Genomic DNA, 26,602 nt, shown 5'->3' with positions numbered 1-26,602 from the left:
TCTCTTGTCGTTATGTTCTGATAACCCCTGGCGCCAGACAGGGCCCGGCGGCAGGGGTGTTCCGGTTTCCCGGTATCAGCAGATGGTTTCACCACCGTCGGCAACAATCACCTGCCCGGTAATGTAGGCACTGGCCGGGGTCGCCAGGAAAACAGCCAGGCCGGCAATATCGATCGGATCACCGATGCGCCGAAGCGGGGTTTTGTCTTCTGCCCGCTTTACGCGAACCGGGTCTTCCCAAAGCGCTTTGGCAAAATCGGTCTTGATCAGGCCCGGCGCAATGCTGTTCACACGGATACCCTTCGGCCCCCACTCAACGGCCAGGTTGCGCGCCAGGGCAGCTTCTGCCGCCTTGGACACACCGTAAGTGCCGATAGTGGTGTTGCCGCGAATACCGGCAATACTGGACAGCAGCACCACAGAACCTGAGCCTTTTTCGGCCATCTGTGGCAGCACCATATTGGTGAGCCAGAAGGTTCCCTTGACGTTGGTGTCCATGATCTTGTCCCAGGCATCGTCAGTCATTTCCGCGGTCGGACCATACACCGGGTTGGTCGCGGCGTTGCAAACCAGAACGTCGATGGTGCCCCAGGCTTCGTTAGTTTTGTCGACCAGGTTTTGCAGGTCCTCCTTCTTACCGACGTGGCAAGCGATAGCCATGGCATCAAAGCCCTGGGCCCGCATTTCACTGGCAACCTGCTCACAGGCTTCAGCCTTGCGGCTGGAGATCACAACCCGGGCGCCACAGCGGGCCATTTCTTCGGCAATGGCCCGGCCAATGCCCTTGGTGGAGCCTGTAATAACCGCCACTTTCCCGGTCATATCAAATAATGGATTAGTCATTTCCGAATCCTTATTACTCTGGGTAACAGCTGTTTCAGCGGTATTGACGCAGTTCAAGCTTGGCTACGGAATCCAGGTGAACCTCATCCGGGCCATCGGCCAGGCGCAGGGTACGGACCTTGGCCCAGGCAGATGCCAGGAAGGTGTCCTGGCTAACACCGGCACCACCGTGCACCTGAATTGCACGATCGATAACTTTCAGGGCCATGCTCGGGGCAATCACCTTGATCATGGCGATTTCCTGGCGGGCCACTTTGTTGCCAACGGTGTCCATCATATGGGCCGCCTTGAGGGTCATCAGGCGAGCCTGCTCGATGTCGATGCGACTGCGGGCAATGTCTTTCCGGATGGAATCAAATTCGGACAGCGGGCGACCAAAGGCCTCACGGGCATTCGCGCGCTTGCACATAAGTTCAAGGGCACGCTCGGCGACACCGATGGTGCGCATGCAATGGTGGATACGGCCCGGCCCGAGGCGACCCTGAGCAATTTCAAAGCCGCGACCTTCACCCAGCAGGATATTGCTGACCGGCACCCGCACGTTGTCGTAGTGAATCTCGGCGTGGCCGTGCGGCGCATGGTCATAACCGAATACCGTCAGCGGGCGAATCATTTTCACCCCGGGTGCATCCAGTGGCACCAGAATCATCGACTGCTGCTGGTGCTTGGGAGCGCTGGGATCGGTTTTGCCCATAACGATGGCAATCTTGCTGGTGGTGGTCATGGCACCTGAAGACCACCACTTACGACCGTTGATAACGTACTCGTCACCTTCACGACGAATCTCGCAAGCAATGTTGGTTGCGTCAGAGGAAGCCACATCCGGCTCGGTCATGGAAAAGCAGGAACGGATTTTTCCATCCAGAAGCGGCTTCAGCCACTGTTCCTGCTGCTCCTCGTTACCGTAACGTGCAATGGTTTCCATGTTGCCGGTGTCCGGCGCGGAGCAGTTGAATACTTCAGGAGCCATCTCGGATCGGCCCATAATCTCGCACAGATGTGCGTACTCGAAGTTTGTCAGCCCGGCACCCAGGTCACTTTCTGGCAGGAACAGGTTCCACAGCCCGGCAGCCTTGGCCTTATCTTTCAGCTCTTCAATGATCGGAACCGGTGCCCAACGGTTTTCTGCGGTTGCCACCTGATGGTGATGCTTCTCTTCATTCGGGTAGATGTAGGCATTCATGAACTCGGTTAATTCGGCCTGCAGTTTCTTGGCCTTGTCAGACAGCTCGAACATATCCGTTTCCTCTCTGTTCAGTTATTTGCGACTGCTACTAACGCCGGCAATCGCGTTAGCAGGCATTCAGACGGGAACGCCTTCAGGTTTCTCACTACCAGAACGAATCCGGAAAGTGCCCTCACCGATTGCAAGCAGGTTGCCCAGCTCGTCGTGAACTTCACCGGTACTGTTAAAAATCCTGCTTCCACCCGCGCGCTTACGACCGGTCACCCGGATTACGCCCCCGGTGCACTGCCCGGTAAACGTGGTGGTCAGCGAAAGCGTAATGGCTTTGCGCATGCGCCCGGGGTAGGGGCAGTAGGTGCCGGCTTCGGCCATGGCAATATCCAGCAGGGAGGTCAGTACTCCACCATGGATCACACCACCCAGATTCAGGTGATCCGCCTGGATTTCCAGCTCGATCACGGCTTCATTTTCTTCCCACGATACCTGCCGGTAGCCCAGCATGTTGTGAAAACCCGGCAAGTCTTTGCCACCGGTAATGTGCAGACTACTGTTGTTCATCAGACTTTCATTCCAGGCAGGTTGAGGGACGCTGTGTTGCCGCCATCAACGGCCAGGGCCTGACCGGTAATGTAACTGGCATCGTCACTGGCGAGAAAAAGGATGGCGGCAGCAATTTCCGCGGGATCGCCATAACGGCGCAACTCACAACGGGAGCCGAGCTTGTGGGCCTTTTCGTGTGCCCGGGCATAGTCAAAGACTGTCTGAGTCATACCGGTTTCAACCAGCCCGGGACAAACTGCGTTTACCCGCACGTTGTCCAGCCCCAGGTCACAGGCTGCGGTCATGGTCAGGTTGATCACGCCGGCCTTTGATGCGCTGTAGGCATTGCCTCCAGCCCCCGAACGAATACCGGCAACCGATGCGGTATTGACAATGCTGCCCTTCTTGCGGGCCTGCATGTGAGGTGCAACGTGCTTTATCGTCAGCATGGTTCCCAGCAGGTTTACAGCGAGCACTTTCTCCCACTCGTCACGACTGTTCTCGGTGACCGGCGGATGGGCTCCGGAAATACTGGCGATACCGGCGATATTGCACAGCACATCAATCTGGCCAAAGGTTTTCATGGTTTCGGCTACCAGGGCAGTTACCGCAGCCTCATCCGCAACATCTGCCACCCGACGCAGCACAGATACACCATCGGCCATCTGATTCTCGGTTTCGAGCAAGCCGCCCTCGGCGACATCAACAAGCACAACGGATGCCCCTTCGCGACCCAGCCTGAGTGCGGTTGCCCGCCCGATACCACTTCCGGCCCCGGTGACGATTGCCACTCGCTGAACAAATCGCCCCATGAAATTCTCCCCGCTAACATGATTTATTTTTGTGTGTTCTATTTTGCTTTCCAGATAATTTGTCACGCACAACGGTTATGAGTCAATATAATTGGAAGTTAATTTCATCTAGCAAAACTACAACATCAAAGGATGACAAAATGAAAACGCAATTTGACGAAATGCCCGTATACGCTCCCACTGACTCCGGCGAAGCCATGGAGGCCATCGGTTTTCGTATTCAGGCCTTTGCCAGCGGACAAGGCGACAAGACCGCAATCATCGACGAAAAGGGAGCGCTCAGCTGGGCCGGTCTGCTGCATGAGGTCAACCGCATTGCCAACAAGCTGCGACAAACCGGCCTTAAAAAAGGCGACTGCGTTGCGGCCTTGTCGGAAAACAGCAGGGAAATGGTGGCCCTCTATCTGGGAACCCTGGTGGCGGGTGGCTGCATGGTGCCGCTTTCCGGTATGGCCAGCGGCGAATCCCTGGCTCTGATGATTCGTGACTGCGGCTCCAGGTTCCTGTTCGTTTCCCGTAAAAACCTCGATATCTGGGCCGAAGCCAGCCTCAGGGCCGGCCTGAATCACGATGAGGTGATCGGGCTGGACAACGATGCTGCCGGACAGCATTTAAAGGACTGGCTGGGCTCGATTCCCGCCGAGCCAGACCCGGCGCCGGTAACACTGAACGATCCGTTCAACATCATTTACAGTTCAGGCACGACCGGAACTCCCAAGGGCATACTCCACGACTACCGGTTCCGCCAGCGGCAAATGGTCAGGATGAGCCGGTTCGGGCTCAACGGTGAAGCCGTTAACCTTGTATCGACACCAATGTACTCCAACACCACCCTGGTATCGGTGCTACCGACCATTTTCTATGGCGGCACCCTCGTGCTGATGGCCAAGTTTGATGCCCGTCGCTTCCTTGAACTGGCAGAACAGCACAAAGTCACTCACGCCATGCTGGTGCCCGTGCAGTTTGAGCGCATATTGGCGGTTCCGGACTTCGACCAGTTTGACCTTTCAAGCTTCAAGCTCAAGCTCTGTACCAGTGCGCCGCTCCGGGCCCATGTGATCGCCGAAACCATGAAACGCTGGCCAGGCAATATCCGGGAGGTCTATGGCCTCACAGAAGGCGGCATTTCCACCAGCCTCGACTGCGCTGCCTATCCGGACAAATGGGATACCGTCGGAGTGCCCACCGAAGGGGCTGAAGTAAGGGTGGTCAGCGAAGATGGCAAGGAGCTGCCTCAGGGTGAGATCGGCGAGATTGTCGGGCGCGCGATTTCCATGATGCGGGGTTACGTAAACCGCCCGGAGCAGACCAGGGAGATGCTGTGGCAAAGCCCCGATGGACTTGCCTTTTATCGCAGCGGCGATATGGGCCGCATTGACGAAGACGGCTTTGTTCATATTCTCGACCGCAGGAAAGACATGATTATTTCCGGCGGTTTCAACATCTACGCCGTAGACCTGGAAAAAGTCGTCCTCAGCCATCCTGCGGTATCCGATGCTGCGGTTATCGGCATACCCAGCAGCCAATGGGGCGAAACTCCCCTCGCTCTGGTGGTAAAGAAATCCGGATGCCAGGAAACAGAAGAGGAAATCCGGGACTGGGCCAACCAGCATCTGGGCAAGACCCAGCGCCTCAGTGCCGTAGAGTTCCGGCAGGAACTGCCTCGCTCTACCATTGGCAAGGTCTTGAAGCGGGAGCTAAGAACGCCTTACTGGGATAACAGCGCCGGTTAACGGCGCTGCATGCGACTCAAAGCATTACGGCAGTCGTCGGAACGCAAGCGCTCACTGAACACACCGCGCTCCCGCTCCAATGCCTGCTGCACCTGGTCGCGCCATGGCGCCTTCATTAAACGCTTGCTGGCCCGCAATGCCTCTCGGGGCTTTTCTCCCAGCCTGCCCGCCAGGGCCAGGGCCGAATCCACAGCCTGTCCATCATCTACCACCCGGCTTACCAGGCCACATTCACCGGCCTGGGTGCCATCCAGGGTTTCACCAAGCAACAGCAATTCAGCAGCCATCCGGGAGCCAAGGTGCAATGGCATGGTCACAGTTGAAGCAGCCTCCGGCACCAATCCCAAATCGACAAAGGCAGTTTTGAACCTGGCCGAGCGCCCCGCAAATACGCTGTCGCAATGGAGCAACATAGTGGTGCCAATACCAATCGCCAACCCTTCCACCGCCGCTATCACCGGAGTATCACACGCCATCAATTCTTCAATGAATGCAAGGCCGGCAGAGGGTTTCGGGTTTTCGTCCGTAGCCCGCGCCCGGAAATCATCAAGATCGTTGCCGGCGGTAAACACACCTTCAGCACCCGAGATGACGATGGCATGCACATGCTGGTCAGAACTTGCCTCCCGCACATAACCTGCCAGCTGCTCATACATGTTTCGGTTCAGGGCGTTCTTTTTATCCGGACGATCTATGACAAGATGGATCGTTTTTTCTTGGCTATATTTCTTGATCATGTACATCTCCTGGGTGTCGCCCTCCCCCTCTGAAACAGGAGAAAAACGTCCTATTGCAAATGGCAAATCTTGTGATAAAGTCGAACAACAAAAGTTCACGGTGCAGTCTTATATTCTGCACTGCGAAACACGAGCAATGCAACTATAACAAATACTGGAGCAAACTTATGAGCTTCCTTGCCACATTCAGAAAAAACCTTACTACCTATGCATCCGCGTTAACACTGGGTGTATCCGCTGTTATCGCCAGCGCACCTGTATACGCTGAAAAAACCTACACCTGGAAGGTTCAGTCCCACTGGCCAGGCTCCAGCAGCTCCTACCAGGACAGCCTTGGTCGACTGAAGGATGTGATCGAAGAACGCTCTGAAGGCCGGATCAAGCTCCAGCTGTTTGAAGCAGGCGCCATGTTCAAGGCCACAGAAACCTTCAATGCCGTGAGTCGTGGCATTCTGGAAATGGGTACGATTTCTCCCGGTTATGCCCAGGACAAGATGACCCTGGCCGGCATTGCTTCTGGCCTGCCCTTCGCATTCCGAAACGTTTGGGAAGCCGCGTACTTCCACCAGAACATGGGCTTCGAACAAATGCTGCGGGATGAAGCCGCCAAGTCTGGCGTTTACTGGGCAACCGACAAGGTTTACCCGACCGAAATGGTTACCAGCAAACCCATCAACAGCTGGGAAGACTTCAAGGGGCTGAAAATCCGTTCCTCCGGTGCGCTTCAGAAGTTCCTGACCGAAGCCGGTGCTTCCGCTTCCTATATCCCGGGCAGTGAACTGTACACCGCACTGGATTCCGGCATTGTAGACGGCGCCCACTGGGGCGCTGCCCAGGGTGCTGCGAGCATGGGCCTGTATGATGTTGCCAAATACCACGTTCAGCCTGCGCTGAACATTGCCGGCACCGATGTCATCATCGTCAGTCAGAAGGCCTTGGACAAACTTCCGGAAGACCTGCAGCAGGTGGTGAAACAGGCTCTGGATGAGCAATTCTGGATCCGCACCAACCAGTATCTGTACAAAGAGCGTATCGCCCTGGCCAAAGCCGTTGCTGATCAAGGTGTTGAAGTAAACGTGATGCCTGAAGATGTTCAGCAGAAGCTTGCCCAGACAGCCCAGGGCATGTGGGATGAAGAAGCCAAGCGCAGCGATGAGGCCAAGAAGGCTCTGAGCCTGCTCAAGCAGTTCCTTGGCGAACTTGGCTACCTCTGATCCTAAACGCAACACCACAGGCCCTGATTAACCCCCGGGGCCTGTTTTCTCAGTTCACACCCAAGTCCCCCGGAGAGTGCCATGAGCGTAGTCAGCGCATTCATGAAAGGCGTCACCAGGCTCAACGAGTACGTTGGCCGATGTATAGCCCTGATCGTCTTTCCCATGTTTGTCTTTCTGATACTTGAAGTAGCTCTGCGCTATTTTTTCAATTCACCTTCGGTGTGGACAAATGAACTGACACAGCTGCTGTTCGGTGTATACGCAGTAATGTCTGGCGGATACATCATGGCCCACCGCGGGCACGTGAATGTCGATCTGCTGCACTCGACGCTTAAGCTGAGGGCCCAGGGCTTTGTCGACATTTTCACCTCTATTCTGTTTTTCATTTTCATGCTGGCGCTGGTCTGGTTCAGCTTTGACATGGCCTCTGAGTCGTTCGAAAGCCGGGAAACCTCCTTTTCTGCCTGGAACCCGCCTATCTGGCCAGCCAAGGGAGCCATCTTTGTTGCCTCTGTTTTGATGCTGCTGCAAGGCATTGTGAGGTTGCTGGAGGATATCGCCATCGCATTTAACCTGAGCTATTACGACCCCGCCGAGCGGAAAAGCCATTCTGAAGAAGGAGAAGCATAATGAGCATTGAAGTCATGACGCTTCTTTTCTTTGGTTCGCTGCTGTTTTTCCTGTTGCTTGGCCTGCCACTGGCATTTGTGCTGGGTGGTGTGTCTGTTGTTTTTCTTTATTTCACCTGGGGCTTTGACTCCTTCTACATGGTGGTTTCCCAGATCTGGGGCACCATGGAAAGCTTTACATTGGTGGCCATACCACTGTTTGTATTCATGGCAATGATTCTTGAACGCACAGGTGTTGCGCGAGACTTGTACCGCATGATGTATCTCTGGTTCGGCGGCCTCCGGGGCGGCCTGGCCATCGGTACTCTGGGTATTTGTGCGGTATTTGCAGCCATGGTGGGCATCAGCGGTGCGGCAGTGGTCGCTATGGGTGCGATCGCACTCCCCTCCATGCTCTCCCGGGGTTACGACAAGCAGATGGCACTCGGGGTTATCAATACCGGTGGCGGCTGGGGTGTTCTGATTCCGCCAAGTATCCTGATGATTCTGTATGCCCTGATTACGGGTGTATCCGTAGGCAAGATGTTTGCTGCAGGTGTTATGCCCGGCATTATGCTGATGGTACTCACCACCCTCTATATTGTTGTCCGCTGCGCCCTGCAGCCAGACCTGGCACCAGCGCTTCCTAAAGAAGACCGGGCATCCTGGCCTGAAAAGTTCCGCGCCCTGCGCTCTGTTCTCCTGCCGATCAGCGTGGTGGGAATGGTACTGGGCTCCATCATGGGCGGGCTCACCACACCGACAGAAGCCGCAGCCATAGGTGTCCTCGGTGCGCTGATTTCAGCAGCGGTCTACGGCGAGTTCAAATGGTCGGTACTGAATGAAGCCGCGATCCGTACACTCAAGCTGACCGGCCTAACGATGTGGATTTTGTTTTCGGCCCACGCATTCAGCTCCGCCTATCAAAGCATGGGAGCCCAGGCCCTGATTGAAAGCATTATGGCCATGATCCCGGGTGGAGCCTGGGGAACTATTATTGCCATGATGGTCATCATCTTCTTCCTGGGGATGGTTCTGGACCCTGTCGGCATTATGATGATCACTCTGCCGGTATTTATTCCGATTATCACGGCATTAGGGTTTGACCCAATCTGGTTCGGCATTCTGTTCGTGATCAACATGGAGATCGGTTACAAGACACCACCCTTTGGTTTCAACCTGTTCTACCTGAAAGGTGTAGTGCCTCCGTCGGTCACAATGAACGATATCTACAAGTCGATCATTCCGTTTGTACTGGTAGAAATCGTTGGGATCATACTGATTATGATCTTCCCGGAGATCGCAACCTGGTTGCCGGAATTACTCTTCTGAGATATCAAGAAGGCCTGAACGACCTCAGGCCTTCTTGCTTTTATTAATTGCAAATCGACCTGTCAGAGTCGCTCACAAGCAAAGGAACTTATTTGCCCGCTCCAATCCAGGGGTCTTCAAGTTGCCCTGCTCGCTGCAGCCAGTTCATAGACCGATGAACCCGCAGGCTGAGATTGGCGGGGCAGCCGCCTCGCTCATCGCGGTGGCACTGCTTGAGAGTGTCATAATTCATGGTTCGGTCTATCCGTTCATACAGTCCTGGTTTTCGGTTTCAATCCTTCACATATTCCCAAATCAGCTTCAACGCTTCTTCCATATGCTCAACCCGGTGGCTGCCACCCTCAAAGCTATAAACCGGAAAATAATCCCCAAGCGCCCCGACGGTGTCATTCCACGGAAGCAGTTCATCCCCTGATCCAGCAGCAACAGCCCGCTGCCCCAGCGGGTGAAAGAATAGTAGCCAGAAACCACTTCGTCTGTCAGTTGATAGGCCTACCCTGATGATCGACATCCGGGCCTATCCAGGACGTGAAAGTGTGGGCAGAATCCGTCACAGGATTGATGGCGACAACCGGAATACCGGCTTCGGCTCACAGAATGCCCGCCAGCCATCTTCCCATCGACGTCCCAACCAGAAGATCCGGATTCACTTGCATCAGCTTAGCCAAGCTCTCTTCGATAACGTCTTCCGATCCTTGGGCTAATCAATGTCGTTATGAGGACACGACATACGCATTAGCTTGATGACGATATCTTGCTGTGTTCTTGAGCTCATAGTTTAGCCGGCCGTTGGTGCTGAAGAGTGCCCACCTTTTTGCTAGGTAGTACTGACACCATCGGGAATTACGGCTGGCTTCCGGGCTAAAAGAACGTGTCGAACTCAAGCAGCATAACTATGGAGTGGGCGCCCCAGCGATTGGCAGAGGTACAAACACAAGCTACGGTCGCAAAGCGAACGTTTAGATTTGGCGTAGGCTCGGGGATAAGCGGCGACGTATGATGCCGACCGGATCGGCCCCCTTGCTGGTTGCCATAACCGACCCCGGCAGAGAAGTTGGCTCTCGTAGATAAGCTCACGACGTGTTTTCCTCTACGCCCTTATAAAGAGACGTAATGAGCGGGCACTTCACGTCACCCTGCTCAGTGCAACATGCCTGCACCAGCCCCTCCAGCGTTCGCTCGATACGCCGCAGACTTGAAATTTTCTCACGCACCTTGGCGAGCTTCTGTCCGCCCAGTACCCGTGCTTCATCGCAATGGGTGCCGTCTTGCAGTGTTAGCAGTCCTCCGATTTCATCCAGGCTGAAGCCCAACCATTGGGCCGTTCGAATGAACTGAAGACGCGCCAACGCCTGATCGTCGTAATGGCGGATGCTTCCATAGGGTTTGTCAGGCTCTGCCACCAGTCCCCGGCGCTGGTAATAGCGGATGGTTTCCACTCCGATATTGGCGGCCTTGGCCAGGGCGCCAATGGTCATTGAACGTGGTTTCTTGGACATAGGGGGTTGATTCCGTAGCTGACTACGGGAGTAACCTTATCTCAGTCATCCATCTCATGAAAGGAGCCAACGTAATGTCTGAGCCCAAATCCGGTCGCGGTTCGCTGATCGCAGGGGGCGTTGCCGCCGTCCTGGCATCCGCCTGCTGTCTTGGTCCCCTGGTTTTAATCGCGTTAGGAGTTTCAGGCGCCTGGATCGGCAATCTGGCCGCCCTGGAACCCTATCGGCCCTGGTTCATCGGTGCGGCACTGGTGGCCATGGTGTTTGCCTGGCGCCGGATATACCGGCCTGCACAGGATTGCCAGCCGGGCGATGTTTGCGCGGTGCCGCAAGTACGCACAACCTACAAGGTTGTTTTCTGGATTGTCGCGCTGCTCATTCTGACTGCGCTGGCGTTCCCTTATGTTTTACCCCTATTTTACTGAGAGGCATAGCACCATGAAAAAATCACTGATCGCCACAGCGTTATTCCTGTTCGTTAGCCTGCCGGCCCTGGCAGCACCACAAACCGTCACCCTGTCAGTCCCTGGCATGACCTGTTCGGCCTGCCCGATCACCGTCAAGGCCGCTCTCAACCGGGTGGAGGGCGTGACCTCTGTGGATGTTCGTTATGAAGAACGCGATGCGACGGTCACCTTCGACGACGAGAAAACGACCGTTGAGGCACTGACGCAAGCCACCACCAACGCCGGCTATCCGTCCACGCTGAAACAATCTCAGGCAAAACAGGAGTAACCATGGCAAACCCCAAAACCCTGTTGCGGGTGAGCGTCATCGGCACGGTGCTGGTCGCCCTGTGCTGCTTTACCCCAATACTGGTGGTTTTGCTGGGAACCTTAGGCCTGGCAGCCCTCACCGGCTATCTCGACTACGTGCTTTTGCCCGCACTGGTCTTTTTTATTGGCCTGACCTGCTATGCCGTCTGGCGTAAAAAGAAACACGACGCCTGCTGCGATAGCCCTTCAACCAAGGAGTAACGTTTATGAGTGACAACAACCTGCACATTGCGGTGATTGGCAGCGGTGGCAGTGCCATGGCTGCGGCCCTGAAAGCGACGGAGCGCGGTGCCCGGGTGACGCTGATTGAGCGCGGCACCATCGGCGGAACCTGCGTCAACATTGGTTGCGTACCGTCCAAAATCATGATCCGGTCGGCGCATATCGCCCACCTTCGCCGGGAAAGCCCGTTTGACGACGGACTGAGTGCCCAGGCACCGGTGGTGGATCGTTCAGCCCTTCTGGCTCAGCAACAGGCCCGGGTGGAGGAGCTGCGCGAGTCCAAGTACCAGAGCATTCTCAATGACAATGCCGCGATTACCGTCCTCAAGGGCGAGGCGCGGTTCGTGGACGAGCGCACACTGACGGTTACGCTCAACGACGGCGGCGAGCAGACGGTGCACTTCGACCGGGCCTTTATCGGCACCGGTGCCCGGCCCGCCGAACCGCCTGTTCCGGGGCTATCCGAGACGCCCTATCTCACGTCCACCAGTGCGCTGGAGCTGGATCACATTCCCGAGCGCCTCGTTGTGATTGGTGCCTCGGTGGTGGCCATCGAGCTGGCTCAGGCCTTTGCCCGCCTTGGCAGTCGGGTCACCATTCTGGCCCGCAGCCGGGTGCTGTCTCAGGAAGACCCGGCGGTGGGTGAAGCCGTGGAAGCGGCCTTCCGTCGCGAGGGCATCGAGGTGCTCAAGCAGACCCAGGCCAGTGAGATTACCCACAATGGCCGGGTGTTCACCCTCCAAACCAACGCCGGCACCCTGGAGGCGGAGCAACTGCTGGTGGCCAGTGGCCGCACACCCAATACCGAGAACCTGAACCTGGAGGCCGTCGGCGTGGCTACCGAGCGCGGCGCGATCCGGATCGACAACCACCTGCAAACGACCGCGTCCGGCATTTATGCAGCCGGGGACTGCACCGATCAACCCCAGTTCGTCTACGTGGCTGCCGCCGGTGGTAGTCGGGCCGCCATTAACATGACCGGCGGTGACGCCAGCCTCGACCTCAGCGCCATGCCCGAGGTGATCTTTACCGATCCACAAGTGGCCACCGTCGGTCTGTCCGAGGCGGAGGCCCAGGCTCAGGGATACGACACCGACAGCCGCACCCTGACCCTCGATAACGTGCCCCGGGCCCTGGTTAACTTCGATACCGGGGGCTTCATCAAGATGGTCGCTGAGCGTGGCAGCGGACGATTGCTGGGTGTCCAGTCCGTCGCGGGCGAAGCCGGTGAGCTGATCCAGACGGCCGTCATGGCGCTGCGTGCGCGTATGACCGTGAACGACATTGCCGATGAGCTGTTCCCGTACCTGACCATGGTGGAGGGGCTCAAGCTCTGTGCCCAAACCTTCACCAAGGACGTGAAGCAATTGTCGTGCTGTGCGGGATAAGACGGTGCCGCCAATGTATAACATGGATGAGATCGTGGAACGGCTGGGTCTGACCGGCGAAAGGGAAGCCGCGCTTCATGTGACGCTGTTGCGCGAGCTTGCCCTGGGACAACCGGTCACTGTTGAGCGGCTCGCGAAGTCGCTCAACTGGACGACTGATGAGGCAGAGTTGGTGCTGGAAAAACTGCCCTGCGGGACCATCGAGTACGACGGCCAGGGACGGCTGATCGGCTCCGGCATCACACTGCGAGAAACCCCGCATGCATTTGTTATCAACGATCGGCCCCTTTACACCTGGTGTGCACTGGATGCCTTGATGTTTCCAACCGTTATTGGCGAACGGGCGCAGGTGCAATCGCGTTGCCCGCAGACGAACAACCCGATCAACATGACGATTACGCCACAGAGAGTGGTTTCGCTTGAGCCGGAGGACGCGGTCGTCTCTTTAGTGTCGGTGGCCGCATCGGGAGACATTCGAAGTGCGTTTTGTTGCGATGTCCTTTTCTTTGCCTCTCGACAGGCCGGGGAGGCCTGGGGGCGAGATAAACCAAGCGCGCAGCTGGTGACTGTGCAGGAAGGTTTCGAACTGGGACAGCGGATTGCGCACCTTATGCTCGACAGAGCAAGGCGTTACCAACATGACCTTTAATACCTGAATGTTCGATACCAATCTTGAACGTAGGTCAGCACCCAGGAGCTAGGCCATGTCATTTCCAAAGCGTTCCGTCGCTGCACCCTGTCTGTGCATCAAATCAGGAATTATCTGGACATGCGATTGGTGTATTCCTGTGGTGCCTCACCCGAACAACCGGACATGCACCCATTACACTGGCGATCGACGTGCCAGAACCGTGTGTCCGCCCGTTCCATTGCCGGGGTCTTGAAAGGCGATTTTTGCCCGTTTCGGGGAGTGAGAAGACCGGTAATTGGGGATGCATCGAATGTTCGCTTCTGTTTAGCAGCGGACCGATCGAGGCGTCCGGTGGAGGCCGCAGGCCGGCAAGGGCAGGGAGCGGTGGGCCTATAAGAGACAGATAGAAAGTGATATCTCTCGGCCCGGCAAGCCCACCGACAATGCGACTTGGGAGTCATTCAACGGCAGACTCCGTCAGGAATGTTTGAACGAGAACTGGTTCCCGTCACTGACCGATGCCGAGCAGAAGATTGGCTCCTGGAGAACGCTCTATAATCAAGTCAGGCCTCACTCCGCACTGGGGTGGTCCATACCCTATGACTACGCCCGAAAACACGCTGCTTCAAGTCACCTAAAACCGGAAATAGAGTGACCCTACCCCAGAATTTAGGTCCATTTAAAACTGGAAAATCCGGCATGATAGAGCCCTGAGCAGGAGATCATGCCATGAAGCGGTCCCGTTACACCGAAGAGCAGATTGCCTTCGCCCTGAAGCAAGCCGAATTGGGGACACCGGTCCCGGAGGTCTGTCGCAAGATGGGCATCTCCGATGCCACTTTCTACACCTGGCGCAAGAAGTACGGTGGTCTGGGGCCATCCGAGCTGAAACGTCTGAAACAGCTGGAAGAGGAGAATCAGCGCCTCAAGAAGCTGGTGGCCGACCTGAGTCTGGACAAGGCCATGCTTCAGGATGTGGTGGCAAAAAAGCTCTGAGACCGCCTCGTAAACGCCAACTGGTGGCTGACCTGCAAAAGCGATACAGGGTCAGCGAGCGCCAGGCGTGTGCGGTCTTGCAGTTTTCCCGGGCGTCTTGTCGATACCAATCGGTGGCAAGAGATTCGTCGGCATTATCGATGAGGATCCGTGAGATCACTCTCACACGGCTTCACTACGGTTACCGACGCGTGCATGTCCAACTGCAACGAGAGGGCTGGCGTGACAATCACAAACGGGTTTACCGGCTGTATCGGGACCAGGGATTGTCACTTCGTCTAAAGCGTCCTAAACGCAACAAGGCGGCCAAGAACCGTCAGCCACTTCAACGAGCCACCCATCCCAATCACATCTGGGGCATGGACTTTGTCTCAGATGCGCTGTTTGATGGTCGGCGACTGCGCTTGCTGACCATCATTGATCTGTTCACCAGGGAGTGCCTCGGCATCGTGGTTGGACAGAGCCTGAAGGGCCATGATGTTCAGGAAGCCTTGACGGCGATTGCCCGCTTCCGAGGCAACCCGGAGGTGCTCAAGACCGACAACGGTTGGGAGTTCGCCGGCAAGGTCATGGATCGCTGGGCCTATGAGCGGAACATCGAAATCGACTTCTCGCGGCCTGGAAAACCTACCGACAACGCAACGGTAGAATCGTTCAATGGACGACTCCGGCAGGAATGTCTGAACGAAAACTGGTTCTTGTCACTGGCCGACGCCAGGGAGAAAATCGAAGCGTGGCGAGCGTTCTATAACCAAGTCCGACCCCATTCCGCATTGGAGTGGTGCACGCCCTCTGACTACGCCAGAAAACATGCGGTTTCACGAAGAAAACAGGAACAATTGGAGCCGGATTTTTCCAACTCTGGGTGGACCTAATACGGGGTCAGGGTCACTTAACCGGCATTACTAAGTAGTGAGTGGTTCAGTTATTTGGGTCAGGTCAGCGGGAGCATTACAAAAGGCAGCACTCTCATACAACTAATGGCGGAATGCTACCTACTACCTGTCTGGGGTCAAGAAAATCAGCTTAGAGTAATGTTCGACATTGGTTAACCACTGCAACTGCACCGGGATTACGAAAGAGCAAGCCTAGCGAATTACGCCAATTGCCGCTCACGACCGCTCCGGATATGAGTCAAATACAAGGGTAAACCGACAAACATGAACCCTCCAACCAAGTTACCCAATACTGTAGGAAGTTCATTCCACAAAAGATAATCTGCAATCGTAAACTGCCCCCCCATTATCATAGAAAAGGGAAATAAAAACATGTTCACAATTGAATGCTCAAACCCCATAAAGAAAAAAAGCATTACTGGCATCCACATGGCAGCCATCTTAGCCCCCGCATTAGTCGAAATCATGGCACCGACCACTCCCATGGAAACCATCCAGTTACACAGCATCCCTCGAAAGAAAATCGTCCACCAGCCGGCAACTCCGTATTCCTGATATCCGACCGTCCGCGACTCACCAATGATTGAGATCTTCTCTGCCAAAAGCCCCCCATCAACGTTGTACCCATAAGTCAGAACAAACGAAGCAAAAAACGCTGTGGTCAAGGCACCGCTAAAATTACCACAGAAGACCCATCCCCAATTCCTCAACACTTGCCGAAGGGTGATCCCTCGTCGTCTATCCAACATGGCCAGTGGGACTAACGTAAAAACCCCTGTAAGCAAATCGAATTTCATCAGATATAACATAATGAATCCGACTGGAAATAAAATTGCCCCGGTCAATAGCGAGCCTGTAGTCACCGCAACATTGATAGCAAAAAAGGCAGCTAACCCAAGGATAGCGCCGGCCATAAACGCTCTAATGAACGTATCCCGACTGGACATGTAACATTTAGATTCTCCTGAATTTACCATCTCCCGAACAAAATCTTTTGGGTCCACATATGCCACGGTATCACTCCTTAAAATTGCGAAAAGAAAATATATAAGAAAATACACTAAGTGTTGCCAATATGAACTGTTTTATCGACGTAGATGAATAGAGACCGCCGCGTCCAACAGATTAATGAAAAAATCAAGGATTATAGGAATACCAGGAAATCTAGGCTTACCAAAAACCACCTATTCACGACACATATTCATCCCAGATAACAAGGAAGTCTGCGCTACTTTCTCAAGAGAAAGAAATAAAAACTCCAAGAGCATAGTTTGCTGCCTATACTCGGGCACACCAACTTCCGTGAGATCGCTCAAGCGCACATAGGTATTCGGTAGCTTGGCAATCGCCCGCCGACGAAAATGGTTAAAAGTTAAAATACCTGTTTAAGCGTCCATAAATAACCTATTTAGCTAGCGTGTCACGAATTTGTCACTTTGGTTCAAATCCAAGAAGCTTCGTAGATCGCTTTTAGGGACAAACAAGGTGGGTCTTTTTACCGCCTCCAGAAAAACTCTTCATTCAAACAGAAAAAACACCCTAACTTATCCATTTTGGCGATCGATCCTTACTCAACTAATTCATCTTTCAAAATTCCTGAAACAGATTTAAGCAAAATTTCTCTCTTGTTGCTCACATTTCGCCAATGCTCAGCGTCTGGTAGTGGTGTGGAGACTCCTGGGACAGCCTGAGGCCAAACTTTTGAAAGCTGTTTATTTATCTCAATAAAATCTTTCTGATCTTCTGGCAGATCTTTATCTTGAAAAATCGCATCGACTGGACAGTCCATCGCACACACATTGCAGTCGATACACTCATCGGGGTCAATTACTAAAAACTCCGGCCCTTCATAGAAACAATCCACAGGGCAATTACTTATGCAGTCAGTAAATTTACAGCGAATACAATTTTCAGTAACAACGAAAGCCATATTAAAAACCTCCTATACTTCCGCTAAGTCCATTGATTTCACAGCTTCAGGTTTTTTCACCGGGTATACCTCGGAGAACCATTTTTTATCGCCAAAAGAAAATAGGAAGATATTTTCTTCTTTCAATACGAAATTCATTAAACTTTGATATAAAAATTGAAGAGCTTCAGTGTAGGCAATAGCCGTAAGTAAATCTTCACGACTATACGGATCGCCAGACTGACGCATGAGCCTCAGGTCAATAAAGCCTGGGAGCACTGTTTCTCTAACAGAAACAGGGAGGGGAGACCTGATGCTATATCGAACGGTGGCATGAACATGCCCGGAGTGATGCTGATCAGAATGATCTGCAATATCTGCGAGTCGTGGAGCATAAAACCATCCACGAGCCGCAGGGATGCTATCGACATTAAAGTAACTCGGAGCATAATGCCAAGAATTGAAGCGCATACGTCCAGATATTGCATTGAGAATCATTGAGAGCGTTTTTGGCGCATAAGCCGCTTTCATTTCATCACTAGGAACTACGTGGCAGAAATAGTTTGCCTGCCCCCACTCACAGACAAGCCCAGCTTCCCCCTGACACACTGCTCTTGAAAATTCGCTAAAATCACGCGTGCCTCGTGTCATCCCAAAATCAGACTGTGTATGGAGCAAAGCCTCTCTCACTACAAAATCGATCAGAGACTCGAATCGTGAAGAAAAAGGGGATTCTTGTGACCCACTCACTTGATCGAGCATCTTTCTAAAGGCGGTAGGAAGAAACGCTTGTTCAACAGAAATATTTGGCCCGAAAAAGGGTTGCAACAAAGCAATTGTGCGCGCAGAGGGGGTTGCAAATCCTAGAGTTGCATTTGCTCGCACTGGCGCAGTCGGAAGTGTAATTTCATTCTTGCGCAGATTCACACCGTTAATATGACGAGCAAAACGATTGTCACTAACCTCAATCGCTTTTCTTATTTCGGCAATCATTTCAGCCTTCTCCCCTAAAGGCAACGAGGAGAAAAGTGAGTACCTGTTCATTTTTTCAGGAATAGCGTGCGACTTCTGATAGAAGTCAAACTTGGCATTAAAGAATTTTTCAATGCTCATTCGAGACAGCTGGCTCGAATTAGCTTCTTCCAGGCGCGTATAACTCCCAGATTGCAACAGAAGATGCAAGCAGTAGGCTAATGTCAGAAACTCAATGGAGGATTTTTCGCGCTTCTCAATAACCTCATTCAATGCTTCTTTCAGGGAAATTTCTAAACCGAAACCAGATTTTCCAATATTATAGAAGTTTGAGATACAATGTTTTCCAACATAGTAAATCAATGGAGCCATATGTTCAGATAACTCTATTAACTGCCGACAAACATCTTCTAAACTATTACTAGACAAGTATTCCAGAATAGCGATTCGGTCGTTTTCCAGCGCATTTTGCTCAGAACGCCTTAACTCTAAGTATGAATTCACTTCATTTTCTGATAACTCTACGTGTCCGAATAAGGTGAGGAAATCAGAGTGCGCTTCAAACTCTTTCCTTGGAAGGATATGTAACTTTCCATGCGGCCGAAAAGCCAAACTAATTTGACCATTATCGGAGAAATTGTAGTCGTTATTCGTTATGCATTTAATTGCATAACACTCCGCTGAAGTATAGGGCTCAAGTTTTTCTGCCTCCGGGATAAGCGCATCTAGCGTAAGAGCGCGTTCAATCAAAATGGAGGGCTGTGTTTCGTTGGCCTGTGCAACAAGATCTGTGATTAATTTTGCGATTGGCATAAGATTAATTGCTTATATTGGCTTATGAAATATTGGTTCGTGATGTAATTCGACGATTTCCGTTAACTACTTAGTCTCACTTCCGTATGTCGCCGTTAGCACGGCCTTTTCAATGCAATGGCAGGTTAGGTTGAAGCCGATCATAGCGGGGGAGGCATCTTCTGGTAGCTCAATCTTCTCAGTCTTCAACGCGTGAACTGAGATCAAGTAACGGTGCTTCTTGCCGGGCGGCGGGCAGGGGCCACCATAGGCCTTAGAACCAAAATCATTGCGTGCCGTAGCTACCCCCTCGGGAAGCAATTCGCTGCCGTCTGCACCGGCCCCTGCTTTCAGCGAGGAAACATGGGAGGGAATGTTGTAAACAACCCAGTGCCACCACCCGCTTCCAGTTGGTGCATCTGGGTCATAAACGGTGACGGCGAAGCTTTTGGTACCTAGCGGTGCATCGCACCATCTGAGCTCTGGCGACTCGTTTTCTCCACAAGAGCCAAAGCTATTGAATGCCTGTTTAGCAGTGAGTTCGCCGTCGATGATGTTAGGACTCATCACGGTGAACAGTACCTCACGCCTTCCAGGCGCGTTTACCTGAGTTCTCATATTCTATCCTTAGAATGAAGTAGCAAAACTTACAGAGTACTCTTGCTGGGGACAGCGCGATCAGTGTCCTCCAGCTAGCAGGACTTCTCCCTCAGCAAGCGGATTCAAGACAAACACAATAATTTGTATATGAAGAGTGACTTAACTTGTTATTTTATGCGGGAGCGCACAAACCCACTCGCATAATCAGCACCGACCGTAATGACGATGACAACCAAGATGTAGACCGCCGCGCTGCCATAGGCTAGGGATGACAAATACTCGTAAATCGGCATGCCTATACCCTGCGCACCAATTAATCCCAGCACGGTGGCGCTGTGAATGTTTATTTCCAGACAGTAAAGCGAGATCGCGATAAATACCGTCGACATCTGCGGGAAAACGGAAAAGAGAATTACATGAAAAAGATTAGCGCCTGTCGCAGTTGCTGCTTCGACTGGGCCGGGGTTTATTGATTCGATAGATTCCGACAATAACTTGGTCATCAAAGCGCCAGAGAAAACGGTGATGGCCAAGACACCAGGAAAGGGCCCCAGACCGACCCAGGCCACGAAAATCAGTCCCAGGAGGAAGGTCGGCGTAGCACGCACTACTGCCATCACCCAGCGAGCGACGTAGTACAGTGATCCAGTTAGCAACGTCGCCTGCATCAGGTTCTTCGCGCACAGCAGAGACACGGGCACTGCAATCAGAATACCGCCTAGTGTTCCTAAAATCGCAATTGCGATGGTCTGCGCCGCATATTTCAGAGCGTCCGGCAATTGCGTCCAATCTGGGGCTAAAAATCCCTTTGCTAAGTCTAAAGCCCCCGACGCCCCCTTGAGGATCTGCATCCAGGACATTTCGGTCACGCGCGACAAATAAACCACAACCAGAGTTACTAACGCGATGTAAAGCCAGGGCCAGTTTAGAACGCCTATCCACCAGCGCGGCTTTAGCACGGCTATCATGCTCTGCGGCTCAAGGATTTTGTGATCGTCGATTCTGCTAGGCTGCTGAACGAGCGGCACCGACACTCGGACCATGTAGGCCATACGATATGCCGAACTGGCCATTACTAGGAGGGCAAGTATTATGTTACCCGTGGACAGGAGCGCCCACCCGGTGAACAGAAGGGCGACAAAGCATATAAGATCGATTACACCACGCATATATTGACCGCGATGTATGTATCCCATGCCGGGCAGCAGATTAAATGCAACGGAAAAGTTGGAGCTCATTATGCAGCCCCCACGAAAACTCGTTGATATTGTTCGTCCATGAATTGCTCGCTGTCACCGCAAAAGACCATGTGTCCCGATTTGAATGCAACAATGACGTCGGCGTACTTCCTCGCAAGATCGATTTGGTGCAGATTCACGATTACAGTCACTGCGTCCTTTTGGTTGATGTCCTTTAAGATCCCCATGATTTTCGTTGCGTTCTCTGGATCGAGACTAGCCACAGGCTCGTCGGCAAGTAGCAATTCGGCATCCTGCGCAAGCGCCCTGGCGATAGCTACACGTTGCTGTTGCCCCCCCGACAGGCTGCCGCAGGGCGTGACAGCATGCTCAAGCATGCCGACGCGATCGAGCGCGGTGAGCGCTTTCATCCTATCTTCGTGTCGGAAGTACGGAAATAACATCCGCACACCACTCATATAGCCCAACCGTCCTATCAGCACGTTGTCTAGCGCGCTCAAACGATTCACTAGATTGGGTTGCTGAAAAACCATCGCGACGCGCCGCCTCAATCCGCGCTTGCTCATTGAGGAAATACTCCGTCCGCTAATAAAGATCCTGCCCTCGGACGGATCAAGCATGCGGTTGATGCAGCGCAAAAAAGTCGTCTTTCCCGCGCCAGATGGGCCGACCACTGCGACAAACTGCCCGCGACCGAAGCCAAGCTCCGTAGGAGCCAGCGCATACTCCGCATCGCCAAAACGTTTGGACAATCCCTCTGTCCTAAAAAAATCTTCCATAATTGAGACTCTAGTGATTAAGGATTCAAGAGCATCGGATTAACTTTTCGGACAACGCGGCGCAGTCCGTCATAGTCCGCATCGTCCGCAGGCGCCAGGCTGTCTATGCCAAACAGTTCCTGTAACCATTTCTTGCCCTCGTCATCAGAGGACAACTCAAGCAATGCCGTCTTCAGCGCTTGAACTTGGCCTGGGTTCAAGTCCTTCCGTACAATCTGGGGGTCCGCCGGAATGGTCTCCGTCATAAGAATCACCCGCGTCTCATCCATAATCTTGGGAAATCGAGCTACAACCTCGGGATTCTCGCGCGCGTCCAGATATATTGCCCCTGCATCGACCTGCCCCTGTGCGACAGACATAACAACTGCGCTGGCACTGCTAAGTGTCCTTGCCCTGACATCCTTCTGAGGGTCGACGCCAGCATTAAACATCGCAAACTTTGGATACAGATTCGACGACGCCGAAAGCGGATCGCCCAAGGCAATCGTTTTTCCTTTCAAATGCTCGAGATCGGTGATACCGCTATCCTCACGCACGATCATGATGCCGCTGTATCCTTTTTTTCCGTCACGAACTGATGCTGTGATAGGATAAGCACCGGTTTTTTTGTGGCCGAGGATGTAACCGAGCGGACCGACAAAACCGATATCAATGGTTTTGTTGCTCATGCCGAGGACAATCGCGGCATAATTCGTGACGGTGAGCGCCCGGATGCGGTATCCAGTTTTTTTCGAGAGGTGGTGCGCGATGCGGTCTGCAGATAGCTGGATTTGGTTTGTATCGCGGCTGGGAACGAAGCCCATAACAAGCTCCTGCTTGGGCTCTTCCGCTGCAAAGGATGTTGTCTGCGTAATCGCAAGCAACAATACAACGCAGCCGACCCAATTTCGGAGCGTAACTCGAATAGCTTTGGACATATATTTAACCAACTTACCTGTCGGATTAATGACTTACCTGTCAAAACGACGCGCACTATAGTGGCCATTCTCAGATAAGTCTGTGACCCTATTCTCAGATCGGCTTGCCCCGCCGAAGTAGATGCATGAAAGCATTACAAAAACGCAAAGTTATCGGGCGCATACGTTACTTAGAGAACGCATTTTTCAGAATTCGATATTCGAACGATCTAGTCGGTGAGGAAACGGGCTGTCACTAAAAAGCAGAGACGTTCTTTGAAAAGAAACCGGAGTGAAGCATGGCTTCTTCATGCCTCGCGTGAATAGGCTTCAAGTGCGACGGAGGTTTCGCGCTGAAAGTATTTGTGCGAACGAGTCTGGATACAAAGAAGTCCTCGACTACAAGGGGGATCAGCACACATTGCGACCAATCAACTCAGTCGCGAGTTTTATGACCTAAAAACAGAGCGATGGGCGACTGACGCTGCCTCTATCAGCACCCATGGAGAGTTTGGGATTTGGCGACGGTGTTGGAGTTGACTGTCGACCGCTCCTGGGCTTGCCCATGAAGCCGAGCATGCCGCCCCCATCAATAGGGCGGGCACAGCCAGCGCAGACGGTAAATTGGCATAGGTTCGCTCAGTGCAAACAGCCGAGATAACGTGAAGCTCCTGTACTGCTAACTCTGCTCTTTGCTGAGCATCGGACATATAGTATCCAGACTTTCATTTGCTTGCATGTTGCCATGACAGTAACGGCAACTACCTTTAATATGCGAGTACAGACAAATAAGTATCTGAAGTTGGTAACCGCCAAACCTCAATACACCAACGGCTACCCGTGATGAACTCGCCGCCTACCCCTTGCACGATTTCGAGCGTAAGCCGGGCCTCTGGCCCACGCCCGCCGGAAAGGAGCTTAAAGCCGCACAGTTGAGCCGCCGAGAAACCGAAAAAACGTCGCACGCTCGGAAATGCCGCTTTGAACAAACACTCTTTCGCGCTAAAGACGTGAGTGACATAGCGAGCCAAACTAGGCTGGTGAGCCTCTTCGCAAACGTGGTTCAACAACGCGAACTCCGCACTGTCAATCACAAGAGTGCGCAGCGCCCGCTGTGCGTTCCCGAGTGCGGTTTGCTCAATATCAATCCCTAGATAGCGCCATGGACCTTTAGGCACTACCGCAGCCCCGGTCAGACCAGATATGTGCGTAATGCTTCCCAGTATGCCGTCTGGCCAAAGCGGCTCTCGATTGTCGCCCGTAGGCACGGAGGTATCTGACAGCGCTCGAGAAAAACGCGTCAACGCATGTCGAGCGGCCAGCCGACCAAATGCGAACTCCGCCTGTCGATAAGACAGGCTGCTCTCTAAACGGCGATGTGAAGATTTACCGGCTAGAATGTTGCGACTGAATCGCCCAAAGCCCATGCTCTCGAACCCAACAAAATGAACTGTAAGTGCTGAAAGGGGTTCGCCAGGTTGGGTGCTTTGGATGAGCATTTCCCAGGGACTTGATAAACTCAGAAACTCAGAGTCCTCTAGAAGTTGATCGGCATCAATAGAGTTCACTTGGCTAAGCAAGTCTCCGCTTTAATAGGGTGAGGACGGAATAACAACCCACAGAAACTGTGGTAGTTTGATCCCGATATTACAGTCTTTGAATATGATCCGAACAACACAGCTTCTTTTAAGCCCGCTAATGCACTCCTACTTCCTGAAGCTTTTCTTTGAATCTTGCATAAACGCGATTTCGCACAATCTTCCCTTGGGCATTTCTCAGTCCGCTCTCGCGGGAAAACGCCTGTCTGACAACCAAGAAGTTTCCAATTCGTTCCTCATGCTTAAGTCTACTATTCACTTGTGCTATTTGCTTCGCTACAAGCTCCTCCGCAAGGGCTGAATCTATGACTGCTGTCAGCCGTCCCGCGGAAGATGCAAACAGAACGCACGCTTCGATGTCGGCACCAGATGTAACTGCTGCTTCAATCGGCTCCGGATTGATCTTCCGCCCACTTGATAGAACAATCATGCTCTTGAGTCTTCCAGTGATGTAAAGGAATCCATCATCATCGAAATAGCCAAGATCCCCTGTTGGGAAATATCCGTCGCAATCAAGAAAGCGCTGCCCAATATTCGAAATAGGTCCTTCGCAGTAGTGAGTGTTGAGTTCGGCATGAGGGCGAGCCAAGATCTCACCGGATTCGCTGATCTTAATCTTGCGTCCCGGTAACACACGACCGACACTGCCATAGCGGTTGCTGCCGGGAAAATTCTTAGCCAAAATCCCGGTTTCTGCAGTCCCATAGCCCTGATAAACCGGTATTTTTAGCGCCTCGTATTTAATAAGTAGATCGATCGATATAGGGGCTGAGCCGGTCCACAAATAGCGCAAACGTTTGCCAAAGATGGCTGTGAACACCTCAGAGTTTAATTCTGCACCAACAGGTTCGGCTCTGGTATTCGCTTGTTCGTAGCGCTGAATCAATGTTTCCAGAAAATGGGGCACGGCCATCACAACCGTGGGATGTAACGTCGCGATTGCTGAGAATGAATAGAGGTACGGCACAACGACAAGAGGGATATCAAACAAAATAGAAGAGTAGATGAAGTATCGTTGCTGAAGCAGATAGAGTGGCAGGAATGAAAGGATCAAATCATCGGCATTATGGTGAAACGAATCTTGAATAACATGCACACAGTCAGCAATGTTTTGTGCCTTCGCCGGAATTCCTTTGGGCAGGCTCGTCGTTCCGGAAGTGAACTTCATGCATACCACTGAGTCAGCACTGTATTCAAAAAACGGTACATCGTCCTCACTGAGCGAATTTCGGTGGTCGAGGAATGTGCATAATTGGATGGCGTTACAGTGCTTAACCTTTTCTGACCGACCGTAGAATAGTACGTCTAAGTCATAGTAATTGATGAGGACCTCGAGCGGTTCCTGTACTTTTGGGTCGAAAGGCACAAGCACAATACCTAATGAAAGGCATGCCAAATCAAGGAGTATCCATTCGTAACAATTTTCGGCGAGTATTCCAATGGAGCATCCTGGTTTGAGGCCTAGATCGTGAAGGTACGAGCGCGCACAGAGAACATCCTCAAATACCTCTGGATAGGTAAAGCAACACCTATTGCCCTGCGAAATGGTATGAAGAGTTCCGGAGCTTTCCCGCATCCGGGCAACCACTGAATTGAGAAGTTCAAGCATTTATATAGCCCAGTAAAAAAGTTGGAGGCAATAAATCGGAAAGGAACAGGGATTTTGAACGCGATAGCCGCGTCTCATCGTATCTCCCGGATACAACAATACATGCGTTAATACCAGTTCACGCGTAACCCCAAATAATGTGTCGTGCCAGGCTGACCCAGGTAACCATTCTCGTCACTTACATGGTCTATTCGATAGTAGAAGTCGAACCTACTATTCATCGAGTAAATAAGATCCGCCCAAAGATTAATAACAGACCCATTTCCCCCTCCATTGGTGAAAATATTATATCCGCGAAGAGCCAAACGCTTTTGGACAATATCAACGCTATAATAATGAAGGACTTCGAAATCTCCGAAATAAGGGTCATTGGCATTGCGAAGCAACTGCAGGAAGGTAGTAATCCCATTATTTTTAAGTACAGACCCCAATCCAGGTAACTTGTTGAAGTTCAACTGCAGCCCTCCCGCGGCTGCCGCCGGGTCTTCCTTATAATAATTCCGGCCACGAACGATCCATCCCATAGGGCTGTCGGGAAAAGGACCGCCGAGATTTAACTCAATGCGGCCATTGGTAGCGTGTCGCCGATAATCCGTTTCATAGTCAACAATTCCCAACAAGAATGTTTTATTCTTTGCCTGGAGAAATGATGAGAAGGTAAGACTTGCAGTTTCCTTTGTATCTATTACATGACGTACCTGAAAGCGGGTGATGCTGTTTGCGATCGAAAAGTCGTTTTCCGCTGTGGCCACGCCCGGTGATAGCCCAAACACGACCAACGAGCAGATTACCCTCGCTATCATAAACATACTTTTGCCACTCATGAGCTTTT

General features: G+C 52.7%; 29 protein-coding genes. 11 read left to right on the top strand and 18 right to left on the bottom strand.

What is annotated here, in order from left to right; genetic code table 11:
• Positions 1–75: 75 nt before the first annotated feature.
• The 4 genes from OZ656_RS07350 to OZ656_RS07335 form a co-directional block, all read right to left on the bottom strand.
• A complete protein-coding gene (locus tag OZ656_RS07350; RefSeq protein ID WP_031210154.1) occupies positions 76–843 on the bottom strand; it encodes an SDR family NAD(P)-dependent oxidoreductase in 768 nt (255 codons plus the stop codon).
• Between the two features lie 34 nt (positions 844–877).
• On the bottom strand, positions 878–2,080 hold the full coding sequence (locus OZ656_RS07345) for an acyl-CoA dehydrogenase family protein (RefSeq protein WP_278351218.1): 1,203 nt from the start codon (positions 2,078–2,080) through the stop codon (positions 878–880).
• 66 nt (positions 2,081–2,146) lie between these two features.
• On the bottom strand, positions 2,147–2,587 hold the full coding sequence (locus OZ656_RS07340; protein WP_199453713.1) for a PaaI family thioesterase: 441 nt from the start codon (positions 2,585–2,587) through the stop codon (positions 2,147–2,149).
• The gene (locus OZ656_RS07335) at positions 2,587–3,381 is read right to left on the bottom strand and encodes an SDR family NAD(P)-dependent oxidoreductase (RefSeq protein ID WP_199453711.1); all 795 of its coding nucleotides are present in this window, start codon (positions 3,379–3,381) and stop codon (positions 2,587–2,589) included. The genes OZ656_RS07340 and OZ656_RS07335 overlap by 1 nt, the downstream gene beginning before the upstream one ends.
• A 140-nt stretch (positions 3,382–3,521) precedes the next feature.
• On the opposite strand from OZ656_RS07335, the gene OZ656_RS07330 reads away from it, so the two are divergent.
• Positions 3,522–5,114 (top strand): class I adenylate-forming enzyme family protein, encoded by a 1,593-nt coding sequence (locus tag OZ656_RS07330; RefSeq protein WP_199453709.1) that lies wholly within the window; start codon positions 3,522–3,524, stop codon positions 5,112–5,114.
• Here the strand turns inward: OZ656_RS07330 and OZ656_RS07325 are convergent.
• Positions 5,111–5,851 (bottom strand): enoyl-CoA hydratase/isomerase family protein, encoded by a 741-nt coding sequence (locus OZ656_RS07325; protein WP_199453707.1) that lies wholly within the window; start codon positions 5,849–5,851, stop codon positions 5,111–5,113. The genes OZ656_RS07330 and OZ656_RS07325 overlap by 4 nt on opposite strands.
• 167 nt (positions 5,852–6,018) lie before the next feature.
• Here OZ656_RS07325 and dctP point away from each other — a divergent pair, with 167 nt between their 5' ends.
• The 3 genes from dctP (at position 6,019) to OZ656_RS07310 (ending at position 9,008) form a co-directional block, all read left to right on the top strand.
• Positions 6,019–7,065, top strand: coding sequence for a TRAP transporter substrate-binding protein DctP (gene dctP, locus OZ656_RS07320; RefSeq protein WP_199453705.1), 1,047 nt, complete (start codon positions 6,019–6,021; stop codon positions 7,063–7,065).
• Positions 7,066–7,146: 81 nt separating this feature from the next.
• Positions 7,147–7,698 (top strand): TRAP transporter small permease subunit, encoded by a 552-nt coding sequence (locus OZ656_RS07315; protein WP_023008944.1) that lies wholly within the window; start codon positions 7,147–7,149, stop codon positions 7,696–7,698.
• Entirely contained in the window at positions 7,698–9,008 is a 1,311-nt protein-coding gene (locus OZ656_RS07310; protein ID WP_278351217.1) for a TRAP transporter large permease subunit, read from the top strand. Before OZ656_RS07315 ends, OZ656_RS07310 begins: the two co-directional genes overlap by 1 nt.
• Positions 9,009–9,096: 88 nt before the next feature.
• Here OZ656_RS07310 and OZ656_RS07305 read toward each other — a convergent pair whose 3' ends face one another.
• From OZ656_RS07305 to OZ656_RS07295, 3 genes are all read right to left on the bottom strand, one after another.
• A complete protein-coding gene (locus OZ656_RS07305) occupies positions 9,097–9,240 on the bottom strand; it encodes a hypothetical protein (RefSeq protein ID WP_156509988.1) in 144 nt (47 codons plus the stop codon).
• A 39-nt stretch (positions 9,241–9,279) separates the two neighbouring features.
• Positions 9,280–9,519, bottom strand: a complete 240-nt coding sequence (locus OZ656_RS07300; RefSeq protein WP_156509989.1) for a hypothetical protein — start codon at positions 9,517–9,519, stop codon at positions 9,280–9,282.
• Positions 9,520–10,081: 562 nt separating this feature from the next.
• Entirely contained in the window at positions 10,082–10,507 is a 426-nt protein-coding gene (locus tag OZ656_RS07295; protein WP_008175593.1) for a MerR family DNA-binding protein, read from the bottom strand.
• Between the two features lie 74 nt (positions 10,508–10,581).
• Between OZ656_RS07295 and merT the strand changes: the two genes are divergently transcribed.
• From merT to OZ656_RS07260, 7 genes are all read left to right on the top strand, one after another.
• Positions 10,582–10,932 (top strand): mercuric ion transporter MerT, encoded by a 351-nt coding sequence (merT, locus tag OZ656_RS07290; protein ID WP_008175596.1) that lies wholly within the window; start codon positions 10,582–10,584, stop codon positions 10,930–10,932.
• Between the two features lie 13 nt (positions 10,933–10,945).
• Positions 10,946–11,242, top strand: a complete 297-nt coding sequence (merP, locus tag OZ656_RS07285; protein WP_008175598.1) for a mercury resistance system periplasmic binding protein MerP — start codon at positions 10,946–10,948, stop codon at positions 11,240–11,242.
• Positions 11,243–11,244: 2 nt separating this feature from the next.
• Entirely contained in the window at positions 11,245–11,484 is a 240-nt protein-coding gene (gene merF, locus OZ656_RS07280; protein WP_008175600.1) for a mercury resistance system transport protein MerF, read from the top strand.
• 5 nt (positions 11,485–11,489) lie between these two features.
• Positions 11,490–12,893: a mercury(II) reductase gene (gene merA, locus OZ656_RS07275; RefSeq protein ID WP_008175602.1), complete on the top strand. Its 1,404-nt coding sequence runs from the start codon at positions 11,490–11,492 to the stop codon at positions 12,891–12,893.
• Between the two features lie 13 nt (positions 12,894–12,906).
• Positions 12,907–13,542 (top strand): organomercurial lyase MerB, encoded by a 636-nt coding sequence (gene merB / locus OZ656_RS07270; RefSeq protein ID WP_008175605.1) that lies wholly within the window; start codon positions 12,907–12,909, stop codon positions 13,540–13,542.
• A gap of 385 nt (positions 13,543–13,927) precedes the next feature.
• Entirely contained in the window at positions 13,928–14,179 is a 252-nt protein-coding gene (locus OZ656_RS07265) for a transposase (protein WP_379945207.1), read from the top strand.
• Between the two features lie 74 nt (positions 14,180–14,253).
• Positions 14,254–15,395 (top strand): IS3 family transposase gene (locus tag OZ656_RS07260; protein WP_379945143.1). Its coding sequence is split into 2 segments (ribosomal slippage): positions 14,254–14,506 and positions 14,506–15,395, totalling 1,143 coding nucleotides; the frame shifts between segments, so codons are not numbered across the junction.
• A gap of 221 nt (positions 15,396–15,616) precedes the next feature.
• Here OZ656_RS07260 and OZ656_RS07255 read toward each other — a convergent pair.
• The 10 genes from OZ656_RS07255 to OZ656_RS07210 all read right to left on the bottom strand — a co-directional run bounded on the left by OZ656_RS07255 (position 15,617) and on the right by OZ656_RS07210 (position 26,594).
• Positions 15,617–16,429, bottom strand: coding sequence for a formate/nitrite transporter family protein (locus OZ656_RS07255; RefSeq protein WP_379945142.1), 813 nt, complete (start codon positions 16,427–16,429; stop codon positions 15,617–15,619).
• A 554-nt stretch (positions 16,430–16,983) separates the two neighbouring features.
• Complete coding sequence (gene fdxA / locus OZ656_RS07250) at positions 16,984–17,346, bottom strand: ferredoxin FdxA (protein ID WP_379945141.1); 363 nt, start codon at positions 17,344–17,346, stop codon at positions 16,984–16,986.
• Between the two features lie 12 nt (positions 17,347–17,358).
• Positions 17,359–19,110 carry a hypothetical protein gene (locus OZ656_RS07245; protein ID WP_379945140.1) on the bottom strand — a complete coding sequence of 584 codons (1,752 nt, stop codon included), beginning with the start codon at positions 19,108–19,110 and terminating at the stop codon, positions 17,359–17,361.
• Between the two features lie 66 nt (positions 19,111–19,176).
• Positions 19,177–19,707 carry a YbhB/YbcL family Raf kinase inhibitor-like protein gene (locus OZ656_RS07240; RefSeq protein ID WP_379945139.1) on the bottom strand — a complete coding sequence of 177 codons (531 nt, stop codon included), beginning with the start codon at positions 19,705–19,707 and terminating at the stop codon, positions 19,177–19,179.
• Between the two features lie 149 nt (positions 19,708–19,856).
• Positions 19,857–20,927, bottom strand: coding sequence for a phosphonate ABC transporter, permease protein PhnE (gene phnE / locus OZ656_RS07235; protein WP_379945138.1), 1,071 nt, complete (start codon positions 20,925–20,927; stop codon positions 19,857–19,859).
• A complete protein-coding gene (phnC, locus tag OZ656_RS07230) occupies positions 20,927–21,667 on the bottom strand; it encodes a phosphonate ABC transporter ATP-binding protein (protein ID WP_379945137.1) in 741 nt (246 codons plus the stop codon). The genes phnE and phnC overlap by 1 nt, the downstream gene beginning before the upstream one ends.
• Positions 21,668–21,684: 17 nt before the next feature.
• Positions 21,685–22,584 carry a phosphate/phosphite/phosphonate ABC transporter substrate-binding protein gene (locus OZ656_RS07225; protein WP_379945136.1) on the bottom strand — a complete coding sequence of 300 codons (900 nt, stop codon included), beginning with the start codon at positions 22,582–22,584 and terminating at the stop codon, positions 21,685–21,687.
• Positions 22,585–23,330: 746 nt separating this feature from the next.
• Positions 23,331–24,131, bottom strand: a complete 801-nt coding sequence (locus tag OZ656_RS07220; RefSeq protein WP_379945135.1) for a 4'-phosphopantetheinyl transferase — start codon at positions 24,129–24,131, stop codon at positions 23,331–23,333.
• Positions 24,132–24,258: 127 nt separating this feature from the next.
• Entirely contained in the window at positions 24,259–25,737 is a 1,479-nt protein-coding gene (locus tag OZ656_RS07215) for an AMP-binding protein (RefSeq protein WP_379945206.1), read from the bottom strand.
• A gap of 140 nt (positions 25,738–25,877) precedes the next feature.
• Positions 25,878–26,594: a hypothetical protein gene (locus OZ656_RS07210; RefSeq protein WP_379945134.1), complete on the bottom strand. Its 717-nt coding sequence runs from the start codon at positions 26,592–26,594 to the stop codon at positions 25,878–25,880.
• Positions 26,595–26,602: the final 8 nt, after the last annotated feature.

Source organism: Marinobacter sp. LM1, assembly GCF_042763285.1.
Lineage (GTDB): Bacteria > Pseudomonadota > Gammaproteobacteria > Pseudomonadales > Oleiphilaceae > Marinobacter > Marinobacter nauticus.
The sequence above is the reverse complement of the archived record's forward strand: the minus strand, read 5'-3'. Positions and strand labels throughout refer to the sequence as shown.

Coding starts and splice junctions, on each gene's coding strand:
- OZ656_RS07350 (WP_031210154.1), bottom strand. CDS start 843: ATGACTAATCCATTATTTGATATGACCGGGAAAGTGGCGGTTATTACA.
- OZ656_RS07345 (WP_278351218.1), bottom strand. CDS start 2,080: ATGTTCGAGCTGTCTGACAAGGCCAAGAAACTGCAGGCCGAATTAACC.
- OZ656_RS07340 (WP_199453713.1), bottom strand. CDS start 2,587: ATGAACAACAGTAGTCTGCACATTACCGGTGGCAAAGACTTGCCGGGT.
- OZ656_RS07335 (WP_199453711.1), bottom strand. CDS start 3,381: ATGGGGCGATTTGTTCAGCGAGTGGCAATCGTCACCGGGGCCGGAAGT.
- OZ656_RS07330 (WP_199453709.1), top strand. CDS start 3,522: ATGAAAACGCAATTTGACGAAATGCCCGTATACGCTCCCACTGACTCC.
- OZ656_RS07325 (WP_199453707.1), bottom strand. CDS start 5,851: ATGATCAAGAAATATAGCCAAGAAAAAACGATCCATCTTGTCATAGAT.
- dctP (WP_199453705.1), top strand. CDS start 6,019: ATGAGCTTCCTTGCCACATTCAGAAAAAACCTTACTACCTATGCATCC.
- OZ656_RS07315 (WP_023008944.1), top strand. CDS start 7,147: ATGAGCGTAGTCAGCGCATTCATGAAAGGCGTCACCAGGCTCAACGAG.
- OZ656_RS07310 (WP_278351217.1), top strand. CDS start 7,698: ATGAGCATTGAAGTCATGACGCTTCTTTTCTTTGGTTCGCTGCTGTTT.
- OZ656_RS07305 (WP_156509988.1), bottom strand. CDS start 9,240: ATGAATTATGACACTCTCAAGCAGTGCCACCGCGATGAGCGAGGCGGC.
- OZ656_RS07300 (WP_156509989.1), bottom strand. CDS start 9,519: ATGTCGATCATCAGGGTAGGCCTATCAACTGACAGACGAAGTGGTTTC.
- OZ656_RS07295 (WP_008175593.1), bottom strand. CDS start 10,507: ATGTCCAAGAAACCACGTTCAATGACCATTGGCGCCCTGGCCAAGGCC.
- merT (WP_008175596.1), top strand. CDS start 10,582: ATGTCTGAGCCCAAATCCGGTCGCGGTTCGCTGATCGCAGGGGGCGTT.
- merP (WP_008175598.1), top strand. CDS start 10,946: ATGAAAAAATCACTGATCGCCACAGCGTTATTCCTGTTCGTTAGCCTG.
- merF (WP_008175600.1), top strand. CDS start 11,245: ATGGCAAACCCCAAAACCCTGTTGCGGGTGAGCGTCATCGGCACGGTG.
- merA (WP_008175602.1), top strand. CDS start 11,490: ATGAGTGACAACAACCTGCACATTGCGGTGATTGGCAGCGGTGGCAGT.
- merB (WP_008175605.1), top strand. CDS start 12,907: ATGTATAACATGGATGAGATCGTGGAACGGCTGGGTCTGACCGGCGAA.
- fdxA (WP_379945141.1), bottom strand. CDS start 17,346: ATGGCTTTCGTTGTTACTGAAAATTGTATTCGCTGTAAATTTACTGAC.
- OZ656_RS07245 (WP_379945140.1), bottom strand. CDS start 19,110: ATGCCAATCGCAAAATTAATCACAGATCTTGTTGCACAGGCCAACGAA.
- OZ656_RS07240 (WP_379945139.1), bottom strand. CDS start 19,707: ATGAGAACTCAGGTAAACGCGCCTGGAAGGCGTGAGGTACTGTTCACC.
- phnE (WP_379945138.1), bottom strand. CDS start 20,927: ATGAGCTCCAACTTTTCCGTTGCATTTAATCTGCTGCCCGGCATGGGA.
- phnC (WP_379945137.1), bottom strand. CDS start 21,667: ATGGAAGATTTTTTTAGGACAGAGGGATTGTCCAAACGTTTTGGCGAT.
- OZ656_RS07225 (WP_379945136.1), bottom strand. CDS start 22,584: ATGTCCAAAGCTATTCGAGTTACGCTCCGAAATTGGGTCGGCTGCGTT.
- OZ656_RS07215 (WP_379945206.1), bottom strand. CDS start 25,737: ATGCGGGAAAGCTCCGGAACTCTTCATACCATTTCGCAGGGCAATAGG.
- OZ656_RS07210 (WP_379945134.1), bottom strand. CDS start 26,594: ATGAGTGGCAAAAGTATGTTTATGATAGCGAGGGTAATCTGCTCGTTG.